Raw genomic sequence first — 25,838 nt, 5'->3', positions numbered from 1 at the left:
CTGTTACTCGGCAGGCGAGTGGGAAAATTTCTTCAGCCGGTATTGAAGGCTTTGTCTGCTGATGCCAAGCTCCTGAGCAGCCTTCGAGATGTTATGGCCGTGTTTTCTTAACACGTTCTCAATCACATATTTTTCGAAGCTCTCCATTTTTTCTTTTAAGTCCGCGGCCGGCTGGTGTCTTGGTGCTTCAGGCTCTGGGGTATCAGCCGGTTTGATTTTCATGCGGTATTGATAGGGCAGATGGGAAGCCGTAATCGTTTGCTCATCCGTCATGAAATTCATTGCGCCTTCGATCATATGCTCAAGCTCCCGAATATTTCCCGGCCAGTCATAAGACATGAAAAATTGCTTCACGTCTTCGCTGATGTGTTCGACATTCATTTGGAACAGATGGTTGTTTTTTTGAATAAACTCTGACGCGAGAAGCAAAATGTCTTCTTTCCGTTCTCGAAGCGGCGGGATGATCAATGTTACGACGCTCAGCCTGTAATACAAGTCCTTCCGCATCCGTTCACCCGCAATCGCATCAATCGGGTCTTCATTCATCGTAGCAATAATACGCACGTCAATCGGTGTATCCTTTGTCGAACCGATGCGCCTGATTTTCCGTTCTTGAAGAGCGCGGAGCAGTTTTGCCTGAAGACTCAGGTTCAGCGAGTTGATTTCATCTAACAGCAGCGTGCCGCCATGGGCTTGTTCAAACAGGCCGGGCTGGTCTACAGCGCCGGTAAATGCGCCTTTTTTCGTTCCAAACAAAATGCTTTCCACAAGGCTGTCTGGCAGCGCCGCGCAGTTTTGTGAAATAAACGGGCCGCCTGAGCGGTCGCTGCCATTATGGATACTTTGCGCGAACAGCTCTTTTCCCGTGCCGGTTTCGCCTGCGAGAAGGACAGATGATGATGTGCGCGTTGCCCGCTTGGCGTTTTCGATGACATCTTGAATGGCCGGGCTGGTGCCGAGAATGCTGTCAAATGTATAGGTTGTACTGCCTTTTTTGTTCATATTCTCCCTGATCAGCCGTTCAAGCTTTGTCACATCCTTGGCAATTTCGACTGCGCCCCTGATTTTGCCGTCGTGGACGATGGGATAGGTATGATTGATCGTCGTGATTTCCTGACCTTTATTATTGAAGTAGCTCTGCTTCACATTTTTAATTGTTTTGCCTTCCTGAAGAGCCTGTACCAAGGTGCTGTCCTGTTGTTTCGAAAACATAAATACATCCATCAGGTTTTTATTCAGGACGTCATGCTTCTCCATATCTTCAATCTGCATCATTTTGTTGTTATAAACGATCGTGTTTCCATGCTCGTCTACTACGTGCAGGCCAACATCGATTTCATCCAAAATGCTTTGAAAAACCAATGTGAGGAATTCGCTGTCTTTGACCACTGTATGAACCTCCCTCGATTATTTTCTTAATATTGCTTCTATTTTATAAAAGAATGGAGAGGATATGCAAAAGAATTTTGCACTTGCTGAAATTTTTGCTCGAAATATCAGAATGTTTTTGCACCTTGTCCTCGAAAATTGTAGAAAACACACGAAATCTTGATTTGGCACAGAACTTGCATTTATAAAAAGGGAAAGCAGGATAACATGTGGAAACAGAAAACAAGGGGGAATTCAAATATGCCAGCTTTATCTAAATCCAAGGAAATTATTGATCAGACGTCTCATTACGGAGCTAACAATTATCATCCGCTCCCGATTGTTATTTCTGAAGCGCTGGGTGCTTGGGTAAAGGACCCGGAAGGCAATGAATATATGGATATGCTGAGTGCTTATTCTGCAGTAAACCAGGGTCACAGACATCCAAAAATCATTCAGGCATTGAAGGATCAGGCTGATAAAATCACCCTCACGTCGCGAGCGTTTCACAATGATCAGCTTGGACCGTTTTATGAAAAAACAGCTAAACTGACAGGCAAAGAGATGATTCTGCCGATGAATACAGGAGCTGAAGCGGTTGAATCCGCGGTGAAAGCGGCGAGACGCTGGGCTTATGAAGTAAAAGGCGTAGCAGACAACCAAGCGGAAATCATCGCATGTGTCGGGAACTTCCACGGCCGGACGATGCTGGCGGTATCTCTTTCTTCTGAAGAGGAATATAAAAGAGGATTCGGCCCGATGCTTCCGGGAATCAAATTAATCCCGTACGGTGATGCGGAAGCGCTTCGTCAGGCCATTACGCCGAATACAGCTGCGTTCTTATTCGAACCAATTCAAGGCGAAGCGGGAATTGTCATTCCGCCTGAAGGGTTTTTGCAGGAAGCAGCGGCGATTTGTAAGGAAGAGAATGTCCTGTTTATTGCGGATGAAATTCAGACCGGTCTTGGACGTACAGGCAAGACGTTTGCCTGTGATTGGGACGGCATTGTTCCGGATATGTATATCTTGGGCAAAGCGCTTGGCGGCGGTGTGTTCCCGATCTCATGCATTGCGGCGGACCGCGAGATATTAGGCGTGTTTAACCCGGGCTCACACGGCTCTACATTTGGCGGGAACCCGCTGGCATGTGCAGTGTCTATCGCCTCATTGGAAGTGCTGGAGGATGAAAAGCTGGCGGATCGTTCTCTTGAGCTTGGCGAATACTTTAAAAGCGAGCTTGAGAGCATTGATAACCCTGTCATTAAAGAAGTCCGCGGCAGAGGGCTGTTTATCGGTGTAGAATTGACGGAAGCCGCACGTCCGTATTGTGAGCGTTTGAAGGAAGAAGGGCTTTTATGCAAGGAAACGCATGATACAGTCATTCGTTTTGCACCGCCATTAATCATTTCCAAAAAGGATTTGGATTGGGCAATAGAGAAAATTAAGTACGTGCTGCAAAACGCATAAATCTGCACCATGGCGGGATATTCACTTCGTTTGTATAAATTTACAACAGAAAAATCAGCACTCCCTATTTGCTCAGCTACAGTATTTTAGTATAATGTATCTTTATGAGAAGAAGTGAATTTTATATTAAATAGATAGAGACTCTTTGGACAGCAAACTGGGATACGCACCATGTAGATGTTCCAGCTTAGATCCAATACAAGTTGCTGAAGGGGTGCAGAATGTGAATACTAACCAAGATAACGGAAATCAGCTCCAGCGGACGATGAAATCACGCCACTTGTTCATGATTTCATTGGGCGGAGTGATCGGAACCGGTTTCTTCCTTGGAACCGGGTTTACCATTAACCAGGCGGGACCGCTCGGCGCGGTTCTGTCCTATTTAGTGGGCGGCTTTATCATGTTTTTGACGATGCTCTGCTTAGGAGAGCTGGCAGTCGCCTACCCTGTGTCGGGGTCCTTCCAGACCTATGCGACAAAATTTATCAGCCCGGCCTTCGGGTTTTCGTTCGGCTGGCTGTACTGGCTCGGCTGGGCGGTTACATGCGCCATTGAATTCTTATCAGCGGGGCAGCTGATGCAACGCTGGTTTCCGCACATAGACGTGTGGATCTGGTGTCTGGTATTTGCGGCACTGATGTTTGTATTAAATGCGATCACCACAAAAGCCTTTGCAGAATCTGAATTCTGGTTTTCAGGCATTAAAATTTTGATCATCCTTTTATTTATTATTCTCGGCGGAGCCGCCATGTTTGGCCTGATTGATCTGAAGGGCGGAGAGCAGGCGCCGTTTTTGACGCATTTTTATGAAGACGGGTTATTTCCGAACGGCATAAAGGCAATGCTGATTACGATGATTACCGTGAACTTCGCGTTCCAGGGAACTGAGCTGATCGGAGTTGCAGCCGGAGAAAGTGAAGACCCTGAAAAAACGATTCCGCGGTCCATTAAACAGACAGTATGGAGAACGCTTGTCTTCTTTGTGCTTTCAATCATTGTCATTGCCGGCATGATTCCGTGGAAACAGGCGGGAGTCGTGGAAAGTCCATTTGTTGCCGTATTTGAGCAAATCGGAATTCCGTATGCCGCTGATATTATGAACTTTGTTATTTTAATCGCGCTGTTATCAGTTGCGAACTCAGGTTTATACGCATCGACACGTATCCTGTACGCGATGGCGAATGAAGGACAGGCCTTCAAAGCGCTGGGCAAAACTAATAAACGCGGTGTGCCGCTGAACGCGTTAATCGTAACGATGGCTGTGGCCTGCCTGTCGCTTCTATCAAAAGTGGCGGCGCCTGAAACCGTGTATATGGTGCTTCTATCCTTAGCGGGCATGAGTGCGCAGGTCGGCTGGATCACGATTTCACTTTCCCAAATCATGTTCAGACGCAAATATATCCGCGAAGGCGGTAAGACGGAAGATTTGAAATTCAAAACACCGCTGTATCCGGCGCTTCCGCTGATCGGCCTGACGTTAAATACGGTCGTTCTCATCAGCCTTGCATTTGATCCGGAGCAGCGTATCGCGCTGTATTGCGGCGTACCGTTTATGGTTATTTGCTACATCATTTATCATGTCGTCATTAAAAAACGCCAGCAGGCAAATCGTCAGCTAGAGCTTTAAAAACGTTGTCCGCAAGTCATCTTTGTTATAACCCGCATAGGACATTATCTTATATGTTGAGGTGGAATCACAGATGGATAAAACGATTTCGGTTATTGGAATGCCAATGGATTTAGGACAAGCACGACGCGGAGTGGACATGGGCCCGAGTGCCATCCGGTACGCTCATCTGATCGAGAGGCTGTCAGACATGGGGTATACGGTTGAAGATCTCGGTGACATTCCGATCAACCGCGAAAAGATCAAAAATGACGAGGAACTGAAAAACCTGAATTCTGTTTTGGCGGGAAATGAAAAACTGGCTCAGAAGGTCAACCAAGTCATCGAAGAGAAAAAATTCCCGCTTGTCCTGGGCGGCGACCACAGTATTGCGATCGGCACGCTGGCAGGCACAGCGAAGCATTACGATAATCTCGGCGTCATCTGGTATGACGCGCACGGCGACCTGAATACACTGGAAACATCACCATCCGGAAATATTCACGGCATGCCGCTTGCCGTCAGCCTTGGCATCGGCCACGAGTCATTGGTTAACCTTGAAGGCTACGGGCCTAAAATCAAACCGGAAAACGTCGTCATCATCGGCGCCCGGTCACTTGATGAAGGAGAGCGCAAGTATATTAAGGAAAGCGGCATGAAGGTGTACACGATGCACGAAATCGACCGTCTCGGCATGACAAAGGTGATTGAAGAAACCCTTGATTATTTATCAGCATGTGACGGCGTCCATCTCAGCCTTGATCTGGACGGACTTGATCCGAACGACGCACCGGGTGTCGGAACCCCTGTCGTCGGCGGCATCAGCTACCGGGAGAGCCATCTGGCTATGGAAATGCTGTATGACGCAGGCATCATCACCTCAGCTGAATTCGTTGAGGTCAACCCGATTCTTGATCATGAAAACAAGACTGGCCAAACAGCAGTAGAGCTCGTTGAATCTCTGTTAGGGAAAAAGTTGCTGTAATAAGAAAACCCCCGCATCCCGCGGGGTTTTTCATTTATCCAATCATTTTCTCAGCGACTTTCATCTCCTGTGTATGGGTTTGATGGTCCGCAATAAACCATCCTGATAAAATCACTGCTGCGACGCCTGCACCAATCAGAAATTTTTTCATTTATATAACCTCCGTTCGTTTGATCAGTTCTTCAATTTGTAATGCTTCATAAAAAAAGTGGGCAGCTTCTTTGTAAAGCTCATGCTCCCTATACCGTTCGCCAGCCAAAATGGAAAGTTCTCTTACACTGTCATACTCTTTCTCGGACACCAAATCATCCATATGTTGTTTGCATAAGTGAAACGTTTCCGCATGACCTCCTTTTGCATAAATGGCATATAAAATGTCTATTTTTGCCTCACATATTCTATTCGGCTCGACAGTCAATTTTTCCTTCGCTTCTTGGTAATAAGATACAGCCTGTTCGTATTTTTTGATTTTAAACAGCTCTCGTATCAGCAAGTAGACAGAATGATAGTAATAGGCAGAGCGGGCGTATTCTTCGTTCTGTAAGGCCTCTTCTAATTTGGAGACCGCCTCTTCTGATTTGCCGCTTTGCGCATGGAGAAGTCCGAAGTTATGCAAAAGCTGGGCTTCAAAAAAATGATCCTCTAATTCTCTCGTGATCCGAATCGCTTCGTCCAAATACGTTTCAGCTTCTTCAAACTGGCTCATCTCGGTAAAATTGCCTGACATGGTGATCAGTGCTGAAGCCAGTTTCTTTTTATAATCGGTCTCTTCCCTGAACGTTTTGACCGCTTGCCGTGTATGGTTGAGGGACACAATATTTTGCCCCAGCTTATAATAGAGCTTTCCGACCTTCAGGTGAAATTCGGCTTTCTCAATCGGATCGGGGATGTTGTTGAGATACTGCTCTGCATCTTTATACAGCCCAATGGCAATGTCGTAATTATTTTTATAGGCCTCATACATGCCTTCAAATAGAAAAAAGTAATATTTCAGCATGTCAGACGTAGCATTCATATGAGAAGGCTCCTCATGCTGAAAGCCCTGTCCTCTCGCCTCGTGAAGCAAAACCTTGTGGCGCAGTTCCAATAAGGAGAAGTAGGCAAGCACCTCCTGATCCTCTTCCATGTCATCCAATAAAGGCTTCACTTCTTCAAATAAACGGGAGGACTCTTCAACTTCATGTTTCTTGATGGCAAGATACCAATCGTTGAGCATGCTAGCGATTTCTGCGGGTGCGATCTTATTCATGTGAAACTCCTTTCTCTAGTGACTTATCAATCTCAGTTGCTTATTCTGATAGTAACACCTCTTTCTATTTTATGTAAAATCCTCTAGTCAATATATGAAGGAGAGATGATATGACAATCATACTGACCCCTATGCAGACAGAAGAATTTCGGTCTTATCTCACGTACACAACAAAGCATTACGCCGAAGAAAAGGTAAAAGCGGGAACTTGGCAGCCTGAAGACGCACTGCGCCTGTCTAAGCAGACCTTTTCTGATCTTCTTCCGAAAGGTCTGGAAACACTCCATCACCATGTATGGAGCCTTACGCTGAATGAAAAGGAAAGCGTTGGCTGGCTCTGGATCCATGCTGAGCCGGAGCATCCGCAGCAGGAAGCGTTTATTTATGACTTTGGGTTATATGAACCGTACCGCGGCAAGGGCTACGCAAAGCAAGCATTGGCGGCACTAGATCAGACGGCTCGCAGCATGGGAATCCGGAAGCTGTCCCTTCACGTCTTTGCCCATAATCAGACGGCGCGGAAGCTATATGAGCGAACCGGATTTCAAGAAACGGACGTGGTGATGAGCAAGAAGCTTTAACGAAAAGGGCCTGATAAAGGCCTTTTTCTGCGGACAGCCTTCTGTAAATGATTTCTAAAAATTCTGTAAATCACCTAGTTACTTTCCTTATTTTCCTAATATAATGTGGGTGAGGAAAACACCTTTCCTACATTCACAAGAAAAGAGGAGATGGAATGAAGTTGAAAAAACGGGTGTCGATGTTTTTGGTAGCGCTTACAATGTGCGGCGGCCTGTTTGTTTCTCCCGCCAAAGCCGTAAAGACCACAAACTATGCTGAAGAAATCGCCGCACTGCAGCCAGGCACGACACCAGAAGAAATCATGAAGTCCGCCAGTCAGATTGCCAAACAGCAGCACGTAAAGCAAGATGTCATTCTGAAGCAGTTTTATAAGGAAATCACAGCTGATAAAGCAGAAGGTGACAGGCTCGCCAAGGAAAGCGGCATGTCCGTCATGGGCGGGTCGTCCGGCACGAAAAAACTCCCGACAAGTGCGAAAGGCAATATCTATTACACCAACTCCTACACAGCCTACTACAATCACGGCCACGTCGGCATGTACTCCGCTGCTGACAAAATTGTGGAATCTGTCCCGAGCGACGGCGTCAGGCAGATCGCTTACAATGCCAGAGAAGTGGAAGACAACTCCATCGTACAAACAGTCAGCGTCACCTCATCTCAAAAAACATCTGCTGCCGACTGGGCGGTATCAAAAGTCGGCGACCCATACTCATTTAACTTCGTCAATAATAGAAATACCGGCCATGACGGCGCCAAAAACTGTTCAAAGCTCCTATGGTCTGCCTTTTTGCTGAAAGCGGGCATTGATATCGACAGCAACGGAGGCTTAGGCGTGTATCCGCGCGACATCACCAGCTCTTCCTATACGACAACCATCATGACCATTTACTAAGGAGAAGGATATGAAAAAGAGGATGATCGCTATCGCCTTGCTGATACTCGCAGGAATTGCACTATTTGTCTTTGTTTCTCCTCTCAAAAGCCATAAAGCCGTGAGTCAGCAGGATCTTAGAGACGCCGATTTTCTGGATGACAAAGAAGCCCTGTTGTATTTCTCATCCTCTGCGGATCAAGATGCATTTGGCGGTGGGAAAAGCTACGCCCTGTTTATCAGCCAGAACGGGTCGCTGTCTTCCTTTAAGATGAAGGGCCTTGAGCTGGGCTCAGCCAAGGTACACGGCGACAGTGTGATGCTGGAGGATAAAAACACAATTTATACGATTAAAGACGGCCTTAGCTCCCATAAAAGAGCCTATCAGCACACCGGAGACAGCGCGGGCTTTCTGCAAAATACGGACGGTTTTTACACCCTCTACAACTCAGGCTACGACAAAAAGGGAGACGGGTACCGTTCAGAGCTATACCGCCAGATCGACGGAGAGTGGAAAAAAGACGTCATCCCCTACTACATCCGCGCCTCCGGTTTTCATGACGGCGTTATTTACGCACTCGTCCCGACAGCTGACGAAAAAGGCTATCAGCTCCTCCAGATTCAAGCAGATCAAAAGAAGCTCACTTATCACAAGATAACGGAATGGCAGTACCGGGAAGGAGCCTCAGTCGAATCCCAGCTTGCTGTGGACGATCAAGCTGTGTATGTTATGGTTCGCGGCCAAAAAGCCCGCAATCTCTATCAAATGGTCAAGATCAACAAGAAAAGCGGCGAAGTCGAGCTGCACGACATCGCCGAATACAAAAACGACGAACAAACGATATACAGCTCCATGCCCTTCAGCTTTAAAAGAAGCTTTTTCCCTTATGACGGGCACTTGTACTTCATTGACGGCTTCGGAAAGGGATACAAAATCGATGCAAAGACAGGAAAAACAAGCACCGCCTTCACCCTTTCCCGAGACAAAATGAAAGCCGATTTCAGAGAAATCACCCAAAAAGGCAGCAGACTTTATTTCTTCACATACAGTTATAACAAGCCTGCATACGTTGAACAGTACAGCCTGAAAACAGGAAAGAAAGTGAAGGAAAAAGAGATCGGGAAGGTAAAGGAGATTGTGACGCCGAAGAGTCATTTAAAGCTTTACGATTTTGAGGTGATGAAGGATTTTTAAGGTGAAGGGGGTTCCGATTTGGGAGCTGTTATACTGCTCGTCGTTTTTGTTTTTCCGATGATGGAGGCGTAATTGGTGCAGAACGGGTTATTTCATATGGAAGAAAGTTTGGATTGGTCCGCTCATCGTCCTTATTGCGAGTTTGATATTGTTATTTACGTTAGCTTCCGGTAATAGTTCATTCATGTTTTGGGTTGTGCTCTATACTGCAATTGCGTTAGTAACCAGAGTTGTCACATTATTTCTCAGGAAATGATTATTCAACTGATCGCTGTTTATGAAGAGACTTGTGAAGTCTCTTTTTTCTGTAGAGCAATTTAATCAATGATAGAACGTTGTTCAAAACGATAAATCTCGAGTGGCCTTTTCAAGCAAACAGGTGTTAATTACTGTAAAATGAATATATAAAATTGATGCAGATAAAGGAGGAATGATATGAGCACCAATCGGGTTATTCTTCAGGCAATCACCATCGGTCTAATCTCGGCAGTTACTGTGTTCCTGTTAAAAGGAGGTAAAACAGATTGGCTGGACATCCTCGGAACCATTATCGGCTGCTTTCTTGGCATATTTGTTGTTGTAAGAATACAGAAAAAGCAGGCGTGAAAAAGGGAAAGGGTCATGCCGAACCGAAGTCATGTTCAAGGACCAAGAGTCCAAAAACATGAATGGGAGGAATGGCGTTGACAGGAAACAAAGCGGTTGTGTACAAAGGCAAAGGGACTGTAGCGGTGGAGGATATCGGTTATCCGGAGTTAATCTTGAAGGACGGGCCCGGCGTTCCGAAGGCGAATGTGAACCGAAAATGTGAGCATGGGGTTATTCTCAAAGTCATTACAACTAATATCTGCGGAAGCGACCAGCACATGGTGCGAGGCCGCACAACGGCGCCTGAAGGCTTAGTGCTAGGGCATGAAATCACCGGAGAAGTGATTGAAACGGGGCGGGATGTTGAATTTATCAAAAAAGGCGACATTGTATCCGTTCCTTTCAATATTGCCTGCGGGCGCTGTGTCATGTGCAGAACGCAGAAAACGCATGTATGCCTGAATGTCAATCCGGATCGGCCGGGATCGGCTTACGGCTACGTCGATATGGGCGGCTGGGTCGGCGGACAGTCGGAATACGTCATGGTGCCGTACGCTGATTTTCAGCTTTTGGTATTCCCTGATAAAGAACAGGCGTTAGAAAAGATTCTCGATTTGACGATGCTGTCTGACATTTTCCCGACCGGCTTCCACGGGGCGTACACAGCGGGCGTGCAAACAGGTTCAACCGTCTATATCGCGGGAGCGGGGCCTGTCGGCTTAGCAGCTGCTCACTCCGCTCAGCTCCTAGGCGCCTCCACCGTGATCGTCGGCGATCTGAACGAAGACAGATTGGCACAGGCGAGAAGCTTCGGCTGTGAAACGGTCAACGTGCAAAAACACGACCGCCTCGGCGAGCAAATTGAACAAATACTAGGTGAACCGACCGTGGATGCCGCAGTGGACTGTGTCGGATTTGAAGCATCTGGACACGGCAATCAAGGAGAAGCGCCTGCTGCCGTGCTGAACTCGATCATGGACGTCACCCAGGTCGGCGGAAGCCTAGGCATTCCGGGCTTATACGTGACCGAAGATCCCGGTGCAAAGGATGCAGACGCCAAAACAGGCTCATTAAAGATCCGCTTCGGACTCGGCTGGGCCAAAGCCCACACCTTCGTCACCGGACAAACACCTGCCATGACATACAACCGCAATTTGATGAAAGCGATCTTGAGCGGCAGAGCGCAAATCGCAAAAGCCGTCAACGCCACCGTTATCTCTCTGGACGACGCTCCAAAAGGCTACAGCGACTTCGACAAAGGCGCAGCCAAAAAATTCGTCATCGATCCGCATGGGACATTGAAGTAAAAGAAAAAGCCGGACGTTCTCAGAACGCCGGCTTTATTGCTGGTAATCCGTTTCTTCAAAGCGATCTCCTGTTACGTCTTGAACAATTAAATCCCCTTCAATTTTGTCCAGTCCAATCAAAATAAAAGGGTTTTTCTCATTTGCCGTAGGAGCAGGTTTTCGCTTCACAGTTACAATCGTTTCTTTAGATGAGAATTTGACGTCTGACACGTCAAGCTTCTTATCTTTCTCGCTGCTTCCGAGAGACACAATAACCATTTTTCTCCCTTCTAAAATAGTGAAGACTTGATATCCTTTCACGTCATCATGCATTTGGAGATAATTAGCGTATATTTCTAAGTCTGGACTGCCTTCACCGATTCGATCCTTCTCTAACACCCAATAAGACGGCTGACACCCAGCAAGCAGCAACATGATCACAAAAAGCCAAACCCATCTAAAGCGCAAATGCAGACCTCCCCATACATCGGTTACATCCAAACTAACACACGAGCGAAATAGAGTCATCAACAGCTTGTTTGTCGAATTGTGGATAAAACTCAGCCCGAAGCACTACTAACATGTGAATAAATAGGTTATATTGAGAAGAGAACATTTGTAAAAATGGAAGAAATCATCGGAGGATTTGAACATGAAACAAACGTATTATTCCTGTGAAGAACACATCGAAACGGTGCTGGATATGTACATAGACGACCACGAACTGCCACCCGAAATCAGAAAAATCGAACATACTAACAGTTTATCCACAGCCTGTGAATTATGTGGAGACCCCGCAGTATATATAGTGGGGAACGAATGATCTTACACAAAATACAGAAAAGATATCCACAATTGTGGACAACATATATGAATAACTTGTTTCTAAAGTGGGGATGACCTGTGAATATCAATATTGTGACAATCGGAAAACTAAAAGAAAAATACCTCAAGCAAGGCATTGAAGAATACACCAAACGACTTTCGGCCTACGCAAAAATCGACATCAGCGAACTCCCGGACGAAAAAGCACCGGAAAACCTAAGTGACCAGGACATGAAAATCATAAAAGACAAAGAAGGCGACCGCATCCTATCAAAAATCAGCCCCGACGCACACGTCATCGCCCTCGCCATCGAAGGAAAAATGAAAACATCCGAAGAACTAGCCGATACAATAGATAAGCTGGCTACTTATGGAAAAAGCAAAGTCACCTTCGTCATCGGCGGATCACTCGGATTGAGTGACGCAGTGATGAAGCGAGCGGATGAGAAGCTGTCGTTCTCGAAAATGACGTTTCCTCATCAGTTGATGCGACTCATACTAGTTGAGCAGATTTATCGGGCTTTTCGGATTAATCGTGGGGAGCCTTATCATAAGTAAATGAGGTTTTTCAAAAATATATATTTATTATAGTTTTATGGTCCCTCATGAATTTAAGGAAGAGTGGGAGACTTATCATCTTGATTAATGGTTCAAAATTAGTGAAGAGGTTTTTCTGAATATTTCTGATGGAAAACTATGGAAATGCATTTAAGAGGTTATATAAAAGAATAATAGCATTTAGACTATCTTTAGCTATAATATAGAGAGCGCAATAGGATAATTTTTATATATATTCAAAAAAATTATAGTTAATGCTGGAAATTTTAAATGGATTAGAGGTGTGAACATTGTCAAAAATAAATGAAATCCAAAATAAAATTAATGAGCTAAATGGTGGAGAGTTTCAAAAAATGATGGATATTTATTTTTCTAAGACAATCGATGGTGAAGTCTATTCGATAGGTTCTGTTATAGGAAACAATAATACAAAAACAGGAACACCAGATACACTAATAAGAACACCAGAAAATAAATATATTTTTATAGAATATACAGTCCAAAAAGGTAATATTTATAAGAAGTTTGAAGATGATCTAGATAAGTGTTTAGATGAAACAAAAACGAATATTTCACTTAATGATATAGAAAAAATTATTTGCTGTTGTACAGGGAGGCTTTCTACAGAGGAAATTAGTAAATTAGCTTCAAAAGTGGGTAACTATAATATAAGGCTAGAGTTACTTACTATAGATACTATTTCTTTTAAAGTTTACGAGTTTCCATCAATAGTATCAGATTTTTTAAATATAACATTAGATACAGAACAAATATTAGATATTGATGACTTTGTAAAAGTTTACAATCGAAGTAAATTGGCAGCAACACTAAATACAACTTTATATGCAAGAGATTCAGAAATAGATTTATTAATAGACTCAATAAATAGAAATCAAGTAACTATATTGTCAGGAAAACCAGGGGTTGGGAAAACTAGACTCGCTTTAGAATGTGTTAAACGATTCAAAGAAACAAACCTAGAATATGAAATTAAATGTCTTAGAAATAATGGTCAAAATTTATATAAGGATTTAAAATTACACTTTAATAGCAGTGGAAGTTATTTGTTATTTATTGATGATGTTAACCACTTAACTCAGTTAAATTTAATATTAGAGTATTTAGGATTAAAAGAAGAAGGAATTGAGTTCAAATTAATTGTATCCGTAAGAGAGTATGCAGAAAGAAAGATTTTAGACAAAGTATCAAGATTCAACAGCAATTTAATTAAAATCGACGTTTTGGAAGATAAAGATATAGAAACCTTATGTAAAGAAGAATATGATATAAAAAATCACTTATATATAGAGAGAATATGTAAGATTTCCAAAGGTAATGCAAGGTTAGCGATCATGGCATGCGAGACTGCAGTAAGAGAAAATACATTAGAGAGTATAGGCAACGTTATAGATTTAGTGGAAGAATACTACAGGGGTGTTAAGACTGACTTTGAAGATGAATTAGAAAATAATGAACTCCTAAAAACTGCAACTATCTATAGCTTTCTAAATGTTGTAAATCTTCAGGATGAAAAAAACTTAGATTTAATGGCTCAACTAACAAATATCGAGAAGGTTGAGTTATTAAGAATTACCAATAAACTACATTCGATGGAAATACTGGATATTTATGAGGGTGAAGTTGCTAAAATATCTGACCAAATTTTGAGTACATACATTTTTTATCTAACTGTTTTTGATAAAAAACTTTTACGGTATTCAGATTTAATAAAAGCATATTTCCCAAAATTAAAAAGTAGAATTGTTGAAAATCTAAACGGTGTTTTTTCATATTTTTATCAAAAGAAAAATTACGAACTAATAAAAAGGGAAATTACCAAAGTCTACAGAGATTTGAAAGAAAAATCAGATAAAGATTTAGAGAATTTTTTACACACTTTTTGGTTTGCTCTAGAAATAGAAACACTTTACTATATACAAGATAAAGTTGAGCAGCTATCCAGAGAGGAGGAGTATCAAATAAATTTTGATACTTCTAAGCAAACGTCTAATCGATCAGAAATTCTTTCTACACTATCTAATTTCAGTCAAACTAAGTACTATAGTGAATCACTCGAATTAATAATAAAATACTTACAAAAAAAACCTACAGAATTTTCTTCTGTTTATTCTGTTTTAACCCAGGACTTTGGATTTACAGAATTTTCTGAAAGACAAAATTTTTCCATACAAAAAGAATTAATTAATTTGATATTAGCTCAATATAATCGGGAGAATTCCATTGTTTTTGAAATGCTATTAATTAGGATTATTGAATACTATTTGAAGTTCAATCATCATATCACTGAAATGTCAGATAGATACACTATCAAATACTATGACTTAATTTTAGAATATTCTCCAGATATTCTTGAAATAAGAGAAATTGCATGGGAAAAATTAAAAGACTTATATAACCAGAATGGTGAAGAGATAAAAAAAATACTTTATAAATTTGGATACCAAGATTCAGGAAAAATAAATAAGGATATTTTAATTCGTGATATTAAATTTATTTCAGAACTTATAGAGAATTTACCAGAGGTAACATTAAGAGAAAGTATTATATTTAATAGAATAAATGACTTTTTATTAAGGAGAGATTTGGAATTAGATATACATTTAATAGATAAATTGAGTACTGACAAATTTAATATTTATAAAATATTAGCACAAAATATTTATGGATCAAATTATCGAGAAAGAGTATTAGAAAAAAAGCAGTTATTAGTTGATATGGCAAAAAGGTTTAACACTCAAGAATTTAACATTGTTTTCCAGGTTTTAGATGAAGTTGTAGGTAATGAAATTTTCCATAATGAAAAAAATAAGATCGTAAATAGCTTGAGTACTCTTTTGGAAAATGTTAAAGATGAATATATTGTTAATATTATTAGAATCTATATTTCCCGAAACTATCGGGTACATTTATACCCACTTCCCATTATAAATAAATTAAGAAGTGCGATAGGTGATAATGATATAGAAATGTTATTACGTGAAAATAAATTCTATGATCAGAACTATTGGTTATATTGTTTTCTTAGAGTTATATCTGAGGAAAAACCTAGCGTAGATATTCTCAGTAAAATATATGATTACTTTAATGAAGAACAAGAGGATGTATCTGGGTATGCAATTGATTTGGGCTTTTTAAAAAAATATTTAGAAATTGATGAAAATGTATATGTAAATGTAACTAAAATAATATTGCAGCAACAGGATATTACTATACAAAAAACATTAAGCGATTTATTTAATCCATACTCCGAAATTAATAAAGAGCTATTTTTCTTGTTCCGAAATGATTTAAATACGTTAAAAAGTGCTTATTTTAAATTATTGGAAATTGACTCCGATATAGATGGAGAGTTTTTAATCCTAAAACAGTTCTTTGATTTTGATGTAACTATAATAGATCAATTTCTGGAACAGATATTGAAAAATCAGAATAAATCACTAAGATTAATTGATGTTGATTTGTCTTTTATTTGGGAAAAAGATAATTGGCAGTCTATACTTGACAGGGCTGTGCCCCTTGTCGTTAATCAGTCAAAAAGTAACTTTTGTAACGCTGTATCAATATTAGAAAGCTTATTATCCGTTCCAAAAAAAGAAATAGCAATTGAAAGACATGATTCTTGGTTAAGAGAGAAAATTTCTTTATGGAGTTTGGATGAAGAAAAGATTACATTGTTATTTTATGCTATAGCTAATTTAAGTAAAGAAAGTAAGGCTAATTATCTAATTCACCTATTGAAAAGTAATAGTTCATTTCACTTGTTTTGTAAAATACCCCTATCCCCAATCACTTTTTCTTGGAGTGGAAGTGAGGTTCCTGTATTAGAAGATAAAATTGAGTTATTAGAACTTATTGATAAGGGGTTAACTGGAATTAAACTTCTGAGGCATAAAAGATGGGTTCAAAATAAAATTGAAGGCTATAAAGAAAAAATAAAAAAAGTTAAAATAAAGGAGTTTATGGAGGATTATTAACTAGATAAAAAATTCATTTTATCCTAAATTAAACAAGCTTAAAAAGAAGTTTTGTAGTCTCTTGTATTATTTTAAATTAATTGGCATACTTACTAAACTTTTTAGGTGAAATAACTATAATAATACGATGCACTTAGAGAAGCGCTCTTATTTATTCCTTTGTAATTCTTTTTTATCTTTTATTTATTTTGTATACGCTCTTGAAAGTTTACAACGGTATAAGACTTTGTTCAAAAGGAATGAAAAAACAATGAATGCTGCAGAGTTAGATGAGGATTTGATAAAAGCGTTACGCTCATATCAGAATGAAGCCCTCTTAATGATTGGACAATATATTTCAAGTGTTTCAATGAAACAGGCACTTGTTAAAATGCCAATGGGGACTGGAAAATCAACAGTTATTGCTGTAACTAGCACTGAACTTACTCCCAATAAGTCTATAATTGTAGTTACAGCTACAAAAGCCGTTAGAGATCAATTAGTAAAAGATATATCAGATGAAGTATGGGTTAAGATGGGGCTATCGAGGCGCCCTGCTAAAACTGTTTATATGATTAAACCGTCTATTTTGACAAACATACCAGATTCACCAACTATTTTCATTAGTACTATTCAATCATTACTTATGCTTAAACAAAGGCACATTGAACTATTTGAGGATCTTAAAGATAAAATAGATTTGGTATTGTTTGATGAGGGGCATAAGGAGCCTGCTGATAATTGGCAAACAGTCATAAGATCATTTGGAAAAAAGATTATTTTATTTACGGCAACTCCAGTTCGTAATGATAATAATAAATTTCTGCTTGATAATAATTATACTTATACATACTCATATGAAGAAGCAAAAACTATGGGGGTTATTAGAGATATTGCATTTGAACATATAAATATCAATCAAGAAATTAGAACATTTGCTGAGATAATATATAATAGATATAGAGAGTATGTTCTAGAGGAATCTTGTGATGAAGGTGAAATAAAGTGTATTATCCGTTGCGGAAGTGCCGATGAAATACGTGCAATGGTCGAGGAATTGAAGGATAAGGTGACAGTCATCGGTATACATGAACGCTTTAAGAATGATAGTAATGATTTATTAACAGACCATGTTCCAAAAGATTTTAAAACAAGTGATGTAAGAATCTGGATCCATCAAAATAAACTCATAGAAGGTATTGATAATCAACAATTTTGTATATTAGGTATTTATGAACCACTACCTGATCCACGTTCATTAATACAACAAATTGGTCGGGTTATCAGACAAGGAAGTGAACCTAGGAAGGCAATAATATTGCTAAGGGAGAGTCAATCATATCAAAAAGATTGGTGGGACTCATATACAGAGTATGAAAGGTTAATATCTTTAAACCCTGAAGAAATTGTATTCAGGTACCATGATTATTTTATGAAGGTTAAAGAGGCTAATCCTTCTACAACTTATCTTAACAAGAAATTTTTAAAGCGTTTTTCAGTGAATGATTACCAGACAATTGAAGAAAGAATAAAAAAATACCAATTACCAATGAAGGCAAACGTTTTTGAAGCTATTAAGGATATAGCTGATGTGGAGTCGTATATTAATGATTTTACAGAAAAGATTATTGATGAGTTTAACAGTTTAGATTTCTTAATTTTAGAAAAAATCAATATAGGAGATAAACAAACTGTCTGTATCGTATATTCAAGGTATGAAAATAGTAGTATTTTGGTTCATAATAGCTTTCTTGAAATCAAATTAGAAATTGCAGTATTTCGTTTAATAAAAAATAAGTTGTATTACCATTCCAGTAATCAATATATACCTTCTTTTATTTATGATGAGTGGAAAAAAGTTAATGCAACTCAGCTGAAAAAAATTTTACCAAATGATTCTCATATTTCCTCAGTGACTATACAAAATGGGAGTATAAATTATAATAGTTTCAACAGAATGATTGTAGATTCACAAGATGTTTCTACAATGGTTCCTGATGTAAATGATAAGTTTAATCTTTGTACTACCTTGGTAGGAAGTAGAAAGAAAAAGCCGAGTATTAGGAATTACATTGGGTTTTCCAATGCCCGTATTTCACAAGGCACAGAATACATAACTTTATCTTCATACTTAGATTGGTTAGAAGAGATAGATATGAAAATAACAAATACATCATATCAAGAGCACGAAATTTTCAATCGCTTTGCTCCAATAACTGATATTCCAGCAAAGGTAGTTCCAAAATCAATTCTAATTCTATCAAATGCAGGAGACAGTGATTTAAGAACAAGCTATGGAACTTTAACTGAGTTAGACCAATTATTTTATAATATAAAAGACTCGAAGTTTGATCTTGAGTGGGATGGTAATTCATACGAGATAGAAATTAAATTTATATTAACAGAAGGTAAGTATATCCTTAATTTCACTCAATCTACAAATGAACCAAATGTGTATATTTCAACAAAAAATAAAAGTAAAATTCGATTATTAGATTGGTTGAATGAAGAGCAGGCTTTTCAAATTATCGTAGAAGGTAATACTTACCGCTATTTTAAGGGTGATTTCTATAAAACAGGTATACCTTCTGATTATAATTGGCTTGAAGACTTTTTTGATGAATATGAACTAGCCCTACCAACTCGAACAAAAAAAATAAATGAAAAAGGCAAAAAGGAAATAGGCACCAAGTCTTACAAATCAATGTGGGATCCAAATTCACTGTTTTATTTAGTGGCAAAAAAAGGAGAAAATATCACTAATACATCTACAATAAAAACTCTTTTACAAGAGGCTGATTATATTATTTGTACAGATTTACAATCTGAGATTGCTGATTTTATAACAATTAGTGAAAAAACAGATACAGTTTGTTTCATTCACTGTAAAGCAGGTAAATCCAAATTGTCTGCTTCAGCTTTTCAAGAGGTTTGTGGACAGATTGTCAAAAATCTTGATTATGTTAATAAAGGAAGTGCAAGAAAACCTAATTACTATTATTGGGAGGAGGAATGGGTTAACAGCTATTATAAAGTAAAAGCAAATAGGAAGATTCTTAACCCCAACAATTTAACAGCTGAGGGGATTTGGAAAAAGTTAAAGGAAGTTCAAAATAAACCAAATTCTCAAACATATGTCATAGCCTTATTAGGAGATGTTTTTTCAAAATCTAGATATTTGGCTGAAAAGAATAAAAAGTATGAAAAGCAAAAAGCGGAAGTAATTCAAATTGACTATCTATTAAATCAAACTGCTATAGCAGTTGGGCGAGCGCAAGCCAGATTTATTCTCGCTTTTAACAAACTATAAAGAGTTTTATGAAAAATCCAGAGTGAGTCATAATACTTGAAAAAATTAGTTATTTTAAATTTTTAAGTTACAAAATAGAAATGTTCAATAAGTTAATGAAGGAATTTTCAAATCTCCAAAAAACTAAATGTATAACCATTTATTGTTCATCTCAGTATGTTCTAAGTTTAGGTAATAGCATGTAGAAGGGACGAAGGTACTGACCAAAGCTTTTTTAAAGTGCGACGGTGGTGCTGGCCTTTTCCGGTATACTTGTTACCGTCGTTCTGTGCGCCCCAATGCTTGTACCCTCTCTGTGACAACATAGCCTTTTGATAGGGAAACAAGCGCGCATTATTAAAGATTAACGTTCTGATTTTCAAAACAGTATAGTAATGCGAAAAGTTATACTCAAATATTAGTAATTCAACATGCGCTGGAATGTTCAAAGGTAACTATGTAAAGTGAATAGAAACAAACGCAGAAAACCAGATTATAAATAGTTAATATGGTTTTCTAAGTTAGTACAAGAGTACTTTATCGTTCTTTTTCTTTCACCATCTTCTAAAGGAAAGAAGATAATGAATACCATAAAGTAATTCATTGGATTCTTAAAAGTGCTAGATCTAGTGAGATCTGTAATAGTAGTCACAATCTTTTAACGCTATGTGACTATTAGAAAGCTCAGCCCAGCTGTTAAGTAGGGGTTTACTGTTTGAGAAGAAGCCCCTTCACGTCAGCACGTTTACAGTTCCGCAGAGTAGAACTTTGGTTTTTAGAACGTTCTGGGCTTTTAACTTAGCTATGTCATACAATGTTCTCCATTCACGACGTGTTCGATGTGAATTCTATATTTATCCCAAACCTCTTTCGCCGAATCATTTACCTCATCACATTCTGAGAGATGTTTAGTTTTGCTTCTTTCATGTTCCATTTTCCCGCGATGGAAAAACTCCCCTCAGGCAAACAGATTTTTTTTCATCTGTCTACCTTTAGGGGATCATATCTTATTCTCTGACCCCACTATCCCTCACTTCATATACCGATACTCCCGCAAACTCTCCAAAATCGCAACTTCCTGCAACAACTCCTCACCAACATTCGTTTCCTTCACTTTCTTCCGCTCAAGCTCTTTATCCACTAATCGTTTCACCGTTAATACATCGGTTCCGGTGCTTAGGACTTCTGCCTTGGAGTTAAAGTGTTTATGGGCGACGAGCTGCATGCCGTAGGAGTTGTATAGCAGCGTGTAGCCGGCGATGCCTGTTGTGGATTGGTAGGCTTTGGAGAAGCCGCCGTCGATGACGATCATTTTTCCGTTTGCTTTGATTGGGTCTTCTCCTTCGATTTCTTTTACGGGTGTATGGCCGTTGATGATATGGCCGTGATCTGGATTGAGGCCGAATTCTGCCAGGATGTTTCGACAGGTTGCCTCGTCTTCGCGTAAATAATAATACGGGTTTTTCTTCTCTTTATGCGTTTCCTTTTCTTTAATGAAATAACGCTCAAATGTCGTCATGGCGCGTTTTCCGAAGAGGGAGGAGTATTCGCCTGTCCATAAATACCAGGCCATATCTGTCGCTAGGTCATCGGTTTCTTCCGGGTGGGCAAACGCTTCCCGCAAGAATCGTTCAAATACATCGAGCAGCTCACGGCCCGCATACGGTTTATCCTCAATCATCATCGTTTCCATATTGCCGTTTTCATCGACAGGAATACAGCCGTGAATTAACAGGTTGCCGTTATATTTTAAATAAAGGCTGCCTTTTTTCATCATAAAATTCATATGGCGGCCCAGCTTTTCGGAATGCTGGACAGAGAATAGCAGCTTGTCTATGACTTCTGCTTCTTCTTCTAATAGCTGGTCAGGCTGTTCCGGATTAATCGTCGCAAAGCAGGTGTTTTCCAGTTGATATGTTTTTCCGTTTAGTGTGATTTCGTTTTTGTCATAATCTATTTTCTCTAATAACAGCCGCTCTTCCATATTAAAGTTCGGCCGTCTCTTGATAATCGGGCTCTCGAGCTTGAATTGGATCATCGCAATCGCTTGATGGATTTTTGTGATTTGCTTAATCTCATCCTCTGGTCTGTCGTCATCAGCTTTTGGACGGAACGCTGGATTATCATCATAATATTTTTCGGCCAGGTTCAGCAGCGGTCTCAGGTTGATGCCGTACACGTCTTCAATAATATCCAGGTTGTCATAGCGGGCACAGATCCGGATAATATTGGCCAGGCACACTTTGGAACCGGAGTAGGCGCCGATCCAGAGGACATCGTGATTTCCCCACTGAATATCGACAGAATGATAGTTGATCAGTTCTTCCATAATCCTATCCGGCTGCGGTCCGCGGTCGTAAATATCGCCGACCACATGCAGATGGTCGACCACCAATCGCTGAACGCTATAAGCAAGGCCGGTGATCAGCTTATCAGCCTGGCCAAGCTCAATGATTTGATCTATGATTTCAGAGTAATATTGCTCCTTGTTGCCAGCTTGTTCTGTTTTGTATAGCAGCTCCTCCGTGATATAAGCAAACTGGGCAGGCAGTGCTTTGCGTAATTTGGAGCGGGTATACTTCGAGGAGCAATAAGAAACAAGCTTAATCATTCTGTTAATCGTTTCTTTATACCACTCGTTTAATGCTTCTTTCGCATCAAAGTCATGTTTGATTAACTTCAGTTTGTCTTCCGGATAATAGACCAATGCCGCTAATTCATCAATTTCTCTATCGTAAATGACACCGCTGAAAATGTCGCGTATCTTCTCTTTTACTCGTCCTGAACCATTACGTAGCACGTGCTGGAATGCCTGATATTCCCCGTGCAAATCACTGACAAAATGCTCAGTGCCCTTTGGCAGGTTCAGTATCGCTTTTAAATTAATGATTTCCGTTACCACTTTTTCTTCACAATCATATTTTTGTGCGAGTAGATCTAAGTACTTGCTTTCCAAAATCGTCCATCCCCTTTTTAGAATAAACCCCTATTTATGAGCATTTGCATGATAAGGTGAATTTAAAAGTATGACATTATTTTTAAACATTGGACCTTTATATGATAGTAACGCATAACTGCTTTTAGAGACAATTAAAACGAGGAAAGAGGTGCTGAGATGAGCGAGGATATAGATAAAGCAGAAAACAGAAGAGAAAGCTAAGGCTGCAAGAATGTCGGGTAAGTCATTCAGAAAAAAGACCAAGAATAAATTGTTCTTGGTCTCTTTCACTTTCTGCAGGTTGAGCGTTATTTCACAACAAAAAACTATTAGCCTGCACCACAAACTGCGACTGCTCATAATTATAGGAAATCTTCGAGTAATCAAACGGCTGTCCATTCGTCAGATGAAAAATACTTTCTATATACAGCTTCGGCAGTCCAGCCTCCAACTCCAAATACTCCGCTTCCTCCTCATTAAGCTGACCCACGTGAAGAAACAAATCAGAAAAACCAATCTTCAATCCCAGTCCTTCCCGGATGTAGTGGAAGATCGAGTGAGAGACGATTTCGTTGTTTAAATACGTCACGATAGATTTGTTGTAGTAGGATTCTTCGTAGCAAAGAGTTTGGCCGTTGATGTAGCGGACCCTTTTGACATAGTAGATGTCCTCGTCAATTCCGATGTTCAGGTTTTCTGCCGCTTCCGGTGTTGGCTTTCTCACGTCCAGTTCGATGACCTTTGAGGTGACGTTGAAATCCTCGAGGTCTTTTTTAAAGCCCTGATTTGACAGGAGGCTGAGGTAGCCTTTTCGTTTATGCTTTCTGACGAAGATGCCACTCCCTCTGAGCTGAAAGATGGCGCCTTTTTGCTCTAATAGATCCAGGGACTTTGTGATTGTGCTTTTGCTGACTTCAAACTGGGCCATGAGGGTTTCTAGCACTGGCAGTTTGTCACCCTGTTTGAGCTGGTGCTCTTCTATATATGTTTCAATTTCCGCTGCGATTTGCTGGTACTTTAACATACGCATTCCTCATTTATTCGTTTAGTTTCACTTGCCAAAATTATAGCATAAACCGCTTACAATGATAGTTAGTGTCAAAATATTTTGTTTGGGTATTGATAAATTATACCGGTACAATTATAATGAAAGCGCAACCAAAACTAAGGGGTGGGTGAAAATGTCGGGTAAAGTGAGAGATTATAGCAGACTAGCGAAAGACATTTTGGAGGCCGTTGGCGGGGAAGAGAATGTGATTGGAGCTTCTCGCTGCGCGACGAGGCTTCGGTTGGTGCTGAAGCGGTCTAACCCCAAAGCGAAGGATATCGTGAAGTCGATGCCCGGCGTCATTACGGTTGTGGAGAACAGCGGCCAATTCCAGGTTGTCATTGGACAGCACGTAGGGGAAGTGTATGAGGAATTTTCAAAGCTGGTCCATATTGATCTGTCTGGCGAACAGGGTGAGAATAAAGGAACGATATTGAATCGGATCATTGCGACGATGTCAGCTGTGTTTGCGCCGTTTGTATACATTCTGGCCGCTGCTGGTATTTTGCAAGGTGCACTCATTATGATTAACTTATTGTTTGAGGGCTTTGAGAAAACAGGAGTTTATCAGGTTTTCAGTTTCATATCTTGGGCGCCGTTTACGTTTTTGCCTATTTTTATCGCGATTACGGCATCAAAGCATTTTAAAACCAACACGTATATCGCTGTAGCGTGCTGTGCCGCGTTAGTCAGTCCGACATGGGCGGAGATGGCAGCTCAAATTGCAGATGGGAAAAGTATTTCTTTCTTAGGGATTGCCTTATCGGAAACGACATACACGTCTTCCGTGCTGCCGCCATTATTTTTAGTGTGGATTTTGTCTTATGTAGAACGATTCTTGAATAAGAGAATGAACGAAGTGGTCAGACCGTTGTTTGTTCCGTTTGTATGCATGGTCATTATGGTGCCGTTAACGATACTTCTGATTGGCCCTGTGACAACATTAGGCGCAAATGGGATTGCAAACGGTTACAACTTTTTGGCGGAAAACGTGCCGGCTTTGGCTGGGGCGATCATCGGCGCTTTCTGGCAGGTCATCGTCATCTTTGGTGTACATTGGGGCATCACGCCGATGGTATTGGCAAACTTTGATTTATACGGTCGGGATTCGTTCCAAGCGTATCAAACGATTGCGGTCATCGCCCAGGTTGGGGCTATACTCGGTGTCATCCTGAAAGCGAGAAACAAGGAAACGAGAAAAGTCAGCGTTTCGGCTGGGGTCACGGGGCTATTTGGTATTACAGAGCCGGCGATCTACGGTGTGACCTTGAGATTTAAGAAGCCGTTTATCTTTGGCTGTATTTCCGGTGCGGTTGGGGCAGTCGTGGCAAGCTTTTTCAATCCGTATTATTTTGCCTATGCGGGACTTCCGGGGCCGCTGACAGTCGTCAATGGCATCAATGAACAATTCCCGACATCCATCTGGGGCATTTTAATCGGTGCTGCGATTGCGGTGATTCTCCCTGTTGTGCTGATTCAGATCTTTGGCTACGGAGAAGATACTGCTGCACAGCCGGAAAAGGAAAATGTTCAAACGGCACAGGCGAATGAAGAATCAGTATATGCTCCGTTTAGCGGCAAGGTCATCCCGCTTTCTAAGGTGCCTGATGAAGTATTCAGTTCGGGCGCAATGGGACAAGGTTTGGCGATCGAGCCATCCGATAACAAGCTCTATGCCCCGTTTGACGGAACCGTCGTCATGGTGGCGCCTACGAAGCATGCGATCGGCCTGCGTTCAGCATCTGGTGTCGAATTGCTTGTTCACATCGGACTGGATACGGTGACATTAGACGGTACTCCTTTTTCCTTGAAGGTGAGAGAGGGCGATACAGTCAAAAAAGGCGAAGTGCTTGCTGAGTTTGATAAAGCTTTCATTGAAGAGAAGGGATTAACAACGATTACCCCCGTCATCATCACGAATTCACATGCATATCAGGAAATTCTCATCGAGGAACTTGAAGAAAGTACGCTGAATCAAAAATTATTTACAGTTGTAAGCTGAGGAGGAA

The 25,838-nt window shown here is 40.6% G+C and carries 19 protein-coding genes and 1 pseudogene; 14 read left to right on the top strand and 6 right to left on the bottom strand.

Annotated features, from left to right (window positions below):
* Positions 1-3 precede the first annotated feature (3 nt).
* Positions 4-1,389 (bottom strand): arginine utilization regulatory protein RocR, encoded by a 1,386-nt coding sequence (gene rocR / locus M1M80_RS21095; protein WP_060399934.1) that lies wholly within the window; start codon positions 1,387-1,389, stop codon positions 4-6.
* A 240-nt stretch (positions 1,390-1,629) separates the two neighbouring features.
* Between rocR and rocD the strand changes: the two genes are divergently transcribed.
* From rocD to rocF, 3 genes are all read left to right on the top strand, one after another.
* Entirely contained in the window at positions 1,630-2,835 is a 1,206-nt protein-coding gene (gene rocD, locus M1M80_RS21090; protein WP_060399933.1) for an ornithine aminotransferase, read from the top strand.
* Between the two features lie 223 nt (positions 2,836-3,058).
* Positions 3,059-4,462: an amino acid permease gene (locus M1M80_RS21085; protein WP_060399932.1), complete on the top strand. Its 1,404-nt coding sequence runs from the start codon at positions 3,059-3,061 to the stop codon at positions 4,460-4,462.
* Between the two features lie 73 nt (positions 4,463-4,535).
* Positions 4,536-5,426 carry an arginase gene (rocF, locus tag M1M80_RS21080; RefSeq protein ID WP_003236498.1) on the top strand — a complete coding sequence of 297 codons (891 nt, stop codon included), beginning with the start codon at positions 4,536-4,538 and terminating at the stop codon, positions 5,424-5,426.
* A gap of 34 nt (positions 5,427-5,460) precedes the next feature.
* On the opposite strand, the gene M1M80_RS21075 is transcribed toward rocF, so the two are convergent.
* Positions 5,461-5,577: a Phr family secreted Rap phosphatase inhibitor gene (locus M1M80_RS21075; RefSeq protein ID WP_060399931.1), complete on the bottom strand. Its 117-nt coding sequence runs from the start codon at positions 5,575-5,577 to the stop codon at positions 5,461-5,463.
* Positions 5,578-6,675: a response regulator aspartate phosphatase RapG gene (gene rapG, locus M1M80_RS21070; RefSeq protein ID WP_060399930.1), complete on the bottom strand. Its 1,098-nt coding sequence runs from the start codon at positions 6,673-6,675 to the stop codon at positions 5,578-5,580. It abuts the gene before it with no gap.
* A gap of 110 nt (positions 6,676-6,785) precedes the next feature.
* Between rapG and M1M80_RS21065 the strand changes: the two genes are divergently transcribed.
* The 6 genes and pseudogenes from M1M80_RS21065 (at position 6,786) to fdhA (ending at position 11,218) form a co-directional block, all read left to right on the top strand.
* Complete coding sequence (locus tag M1M80_RS21065) at positions 6,786-7,256, top strand: GNAT family N-acetyltransferase (protein WP_104010203.1); 471 nt, start codon at positions 6,786-6,788, stop codon at positions 7,254-7,256.
* A gap of 155 nt (positions 7,257-7,411) precedes the next feature.
* Positions 7,412-8,149 (top strand): YiiX/YebB-like N1pC/P60 family cysteine hydrolase, encoded by a 738-nt coding sequence (locus M1M80_RS21060; protein ID WP_060399929.1) that lies wholly within the window; start codon positions 7,412-7,414, stop codon positions 8,147-8,149.
* A gap of 10 nt (positions 8,150-8,159) precedes the next feature.
* Positions 8,160-9,323: a hypothetical protein gene (locus M1M80_RS21055; RefSeq protein ID WP_060399928.1), complete on the top strand. Its 1,164-nt coding sequence runs from the start codon at positions 8,160-8,162 to the stop codon at positions 9,321-9,323.
* An 18-nt stretch (positions 9,324-9,341) separates the two neighbouring features.
* Positions 9,342-9,579 (top strand): annotated as a pseudogene (locus tag M1M80_RS21635) (DUF2651 family protein).
* Between the two features lie 179 nt (positions 9,580-9,758).
* Entirely contained in the window at positions 9,759-9,929 is a 171-nt protein-coding gene (locus tag M1M80_RS21045) for a hypothetical protein (protein ID WP_060399927.1), read from the top strand.
* Positions 9,930-9,991: 62 nt separating this feature from the next.
* On the top strand, positions 9,992-11,218 hold the full coding sequence (fdhA, locus tag M1M80_RS21040) for a formaldehyde dehydrogenase, glutathione-independent (RefSeq protein WP_080429073.1): 1,227 nt from the start codon (positions 9,992-9,994) through the stop codon (positions 11,216-11,218).
* A 33-nt stretch (positions 11,219-11,251) separates the two neighbouring features.
* Here the strand turns inward: fdhA and M1M80_RS21035 are convergent, their stop codons facing one another.
* Positions 11,252-11,665: a hypothetical protein gene (locus M1M80_RS21035; RefSeq protein WP_060399925.1), complete on the bottom strand. Its 414-nt coding sequence runs from the start codon at positions 11,663-11,665 to the stop codon at positions 11,252-11,254.
* 184 nt (positions 11,666-11,849) lie between these two features.
* Between M1M80_RS21035 and M1M80_RS21030 the strand changes: the two genes are divergently transcribed.
* The 4 genes from M1M80_RS21030 to M1M80_RS21015 all read left to right on the top strand — a co-directional run bounded on the left by M1M80_RS21030 (position 11,850) and on the right by M1M80_RS21015 (position 19,864).
* Entirely contained in the window at positions 11,850-12,020 is a 171-nt protein-coding gene (locus tag M1M80_RS21030; RefSeq protein WP_003236479.1) for a CxxH/CxxC protein, read from the top strand.
* 80 nt (positions 12,021-12,100) lie between these two features.
* Positions 12,101-12,580 (top strand): 23S rRNA (pseudouridine(1915)-N(3))-methyltransferase RlmH, encoded by a 480-nt coding sequence (gene rlmH, locus M1M80_RS21025; protein ID WP_060399924.1) that lies wholly within the window; start codon positions 12,101-12,103, stop codon positions 12,578-12,580.
* Positions 12,581-12,870: 290 nt separating this feature from the next.
* Positions 12,871-16,575, top strand: coding sequence for a P-loop NTPase family protein (locus M1M80_RS21020; RefSeq protein WP_060399923.1), 3,705 nt, complete (start codon positions 12,871-12,873; stop codon positions 16,573-16,575).
* Between the two features lie 250 nt (positions 16,576-16,825).
* Positions 16,826-19,864, top strand: coding sequence for a DEAD/DEAH box helicase (locus M1M80_RS21015; RefSeq protein WP_060399922.1), 3,039 nt, complete (start codon positions 16,826-16,828; stop codon positions 19,862-19,864).
* A 1,009-nt stretch (positions 19,865-20,873) separates the two neighbouring features.
* On the opposite strand, the gene fbp is transcribed toward M1M80_RS21015, so the two are convergent.
* Both fbp and M1M80_RS21005 read right to left on the bottom strand, forming a co-directional pair.
* A complete protein-coding gene (gene fbp / locus M1M80_RS21010) occupies positions 20,874-22,799 on the bottom strand; it encodes a fructose-1,6-bisphosphatase (protein WP_060399921.1) in 1,926 nt (641 codons plus the stop codon).
* Positions 22,800-23,094: 295 nt separating this feature from the next.
* Complete coding sequence (locus M1M80_RS21005) at positions 23,095-23,805, bottom strand: GntR family transcriptional regulator (RefSeq protein WP_060399920.1); 711 nt, start codon at positions 23,803-23,805, stop codon at positions 23,095-23,097.
* Between the two features lie 157 nt (positions 23,806-23,962).
* Here M1M80_RS21005 and M1M80_RS21000 point away from each other — a divergent pair, with 157 nt between their 5' ends.
* Positions 23,963-25,831 carry a beta-glucoside-specific PTS transporter subunit IIABC gene (locus M1M80_RS21000; protein ID WP_060399919.1) on the top strand — a complete coding sequence of 623 codons (1,869 nt, stop codon included), beginning with the start codon at positions 23,963-23,965 and terminating at the stop codon, positions 25,829-25,831.
* The last annotated feature ends 7 nt before the right edge of the window (positions 25,832-25,838 follow it).

This window comes from Bacillus inaquosorum (assembly GCF_023238325.1).
GTDB lineage: Bacteria > Bacillota > Bacilli > Bacillales > Bacillaceae > Bacillus > Bacillus inaquosorum.
This window is presented reverse-complemented; position numbering and strand designations above follow the sequence as displayed.

Coding starts and splice junctions, on each gene's coding strand:
- M1M80_RS21030 (WP_003236479.1), top strand. CDS start 11,850: ATGAAACAAACGTATTATTCCTGTGAAGAACACATCGAAACGGTGCTG.
- rapG (WP_060399930.1), bottom strand. CDS start 6,675: ATGAATAAGATCGCACCCGCAGAAATCGCTAGCATGCTCAACGATTGG.
- M1M80_RS21055 (WP_060399928.1), top strand. CDS start 8,160: ATGAAAAAGAGGATGATCGCTATCGCCTTGCTGATACTCGCAGGAATT.
- M1M80_RS21000 (WP_060399919.1), top strand. CDS start 23,963: ATGTCGGGTAAAGTGAGAGATTATAGCAGACTAGCGAAAGACATTTTG.
- M1M80_RS21075 (WP_060399931.1), bottom strand. CDS start 5,577: ATGAAAAAATTTCTGATTGGTGCAGGCGTCGCAGCAGTGATTTTATCA.
- M1M80_RS21005 (WP_060399920.1), bottom strand. CDS start 23,805: ATGTTAAAGTACCAGCAAATCGCAGCGGAAATTGAAACATATATAGAA.
- M1M80_RS21045 (WP_060399927.1), top strand. CDS start 9,759: ATGAGCACCAATCGGGTTATTCTTCAGGCAATCACCATCGGTCTAATC.
- rocD (WP_060399933.1), top strand. CDS start 1,630: ATGCCAGCTTTATCTAAATCCAAGGAAATTATTGATCAGACGTCTCAT.
- M1M80_RS21060 (WP_060399929.1), top strand. CDS start 7,412: ATGAAGTTGAAAAAACGGGTGTCGATGTTTTTGGTAGCGCTTACAATG.
- M1M80_RS21015 (WP_060399922.1), top strand. CDS start 16,826: ATGAATGCTGCAGAGTTAGATGAGGATTTGATAAAAGCGTTACGCTCA.
- fdhA (WP_080429073.1), top strand. CDS start 9,992: ATGGGAGGAATGGCGTTGACAGGAAACAAAGCGGTTGTGTACAAAGGC.
- rocF (WP_003236498.1), top strand. CDS start 4,536: ATGGATAAAACGATTTCGGTTATTGGAATGCCAATGGATTTAGGACAA.
- M1M80_RS21065 (WP_104010203.1), top strand. CDS start 6,786: ATGACAATCATACTGACCCCTATGCAGACAGAAGAATTTCGGTCTTAT.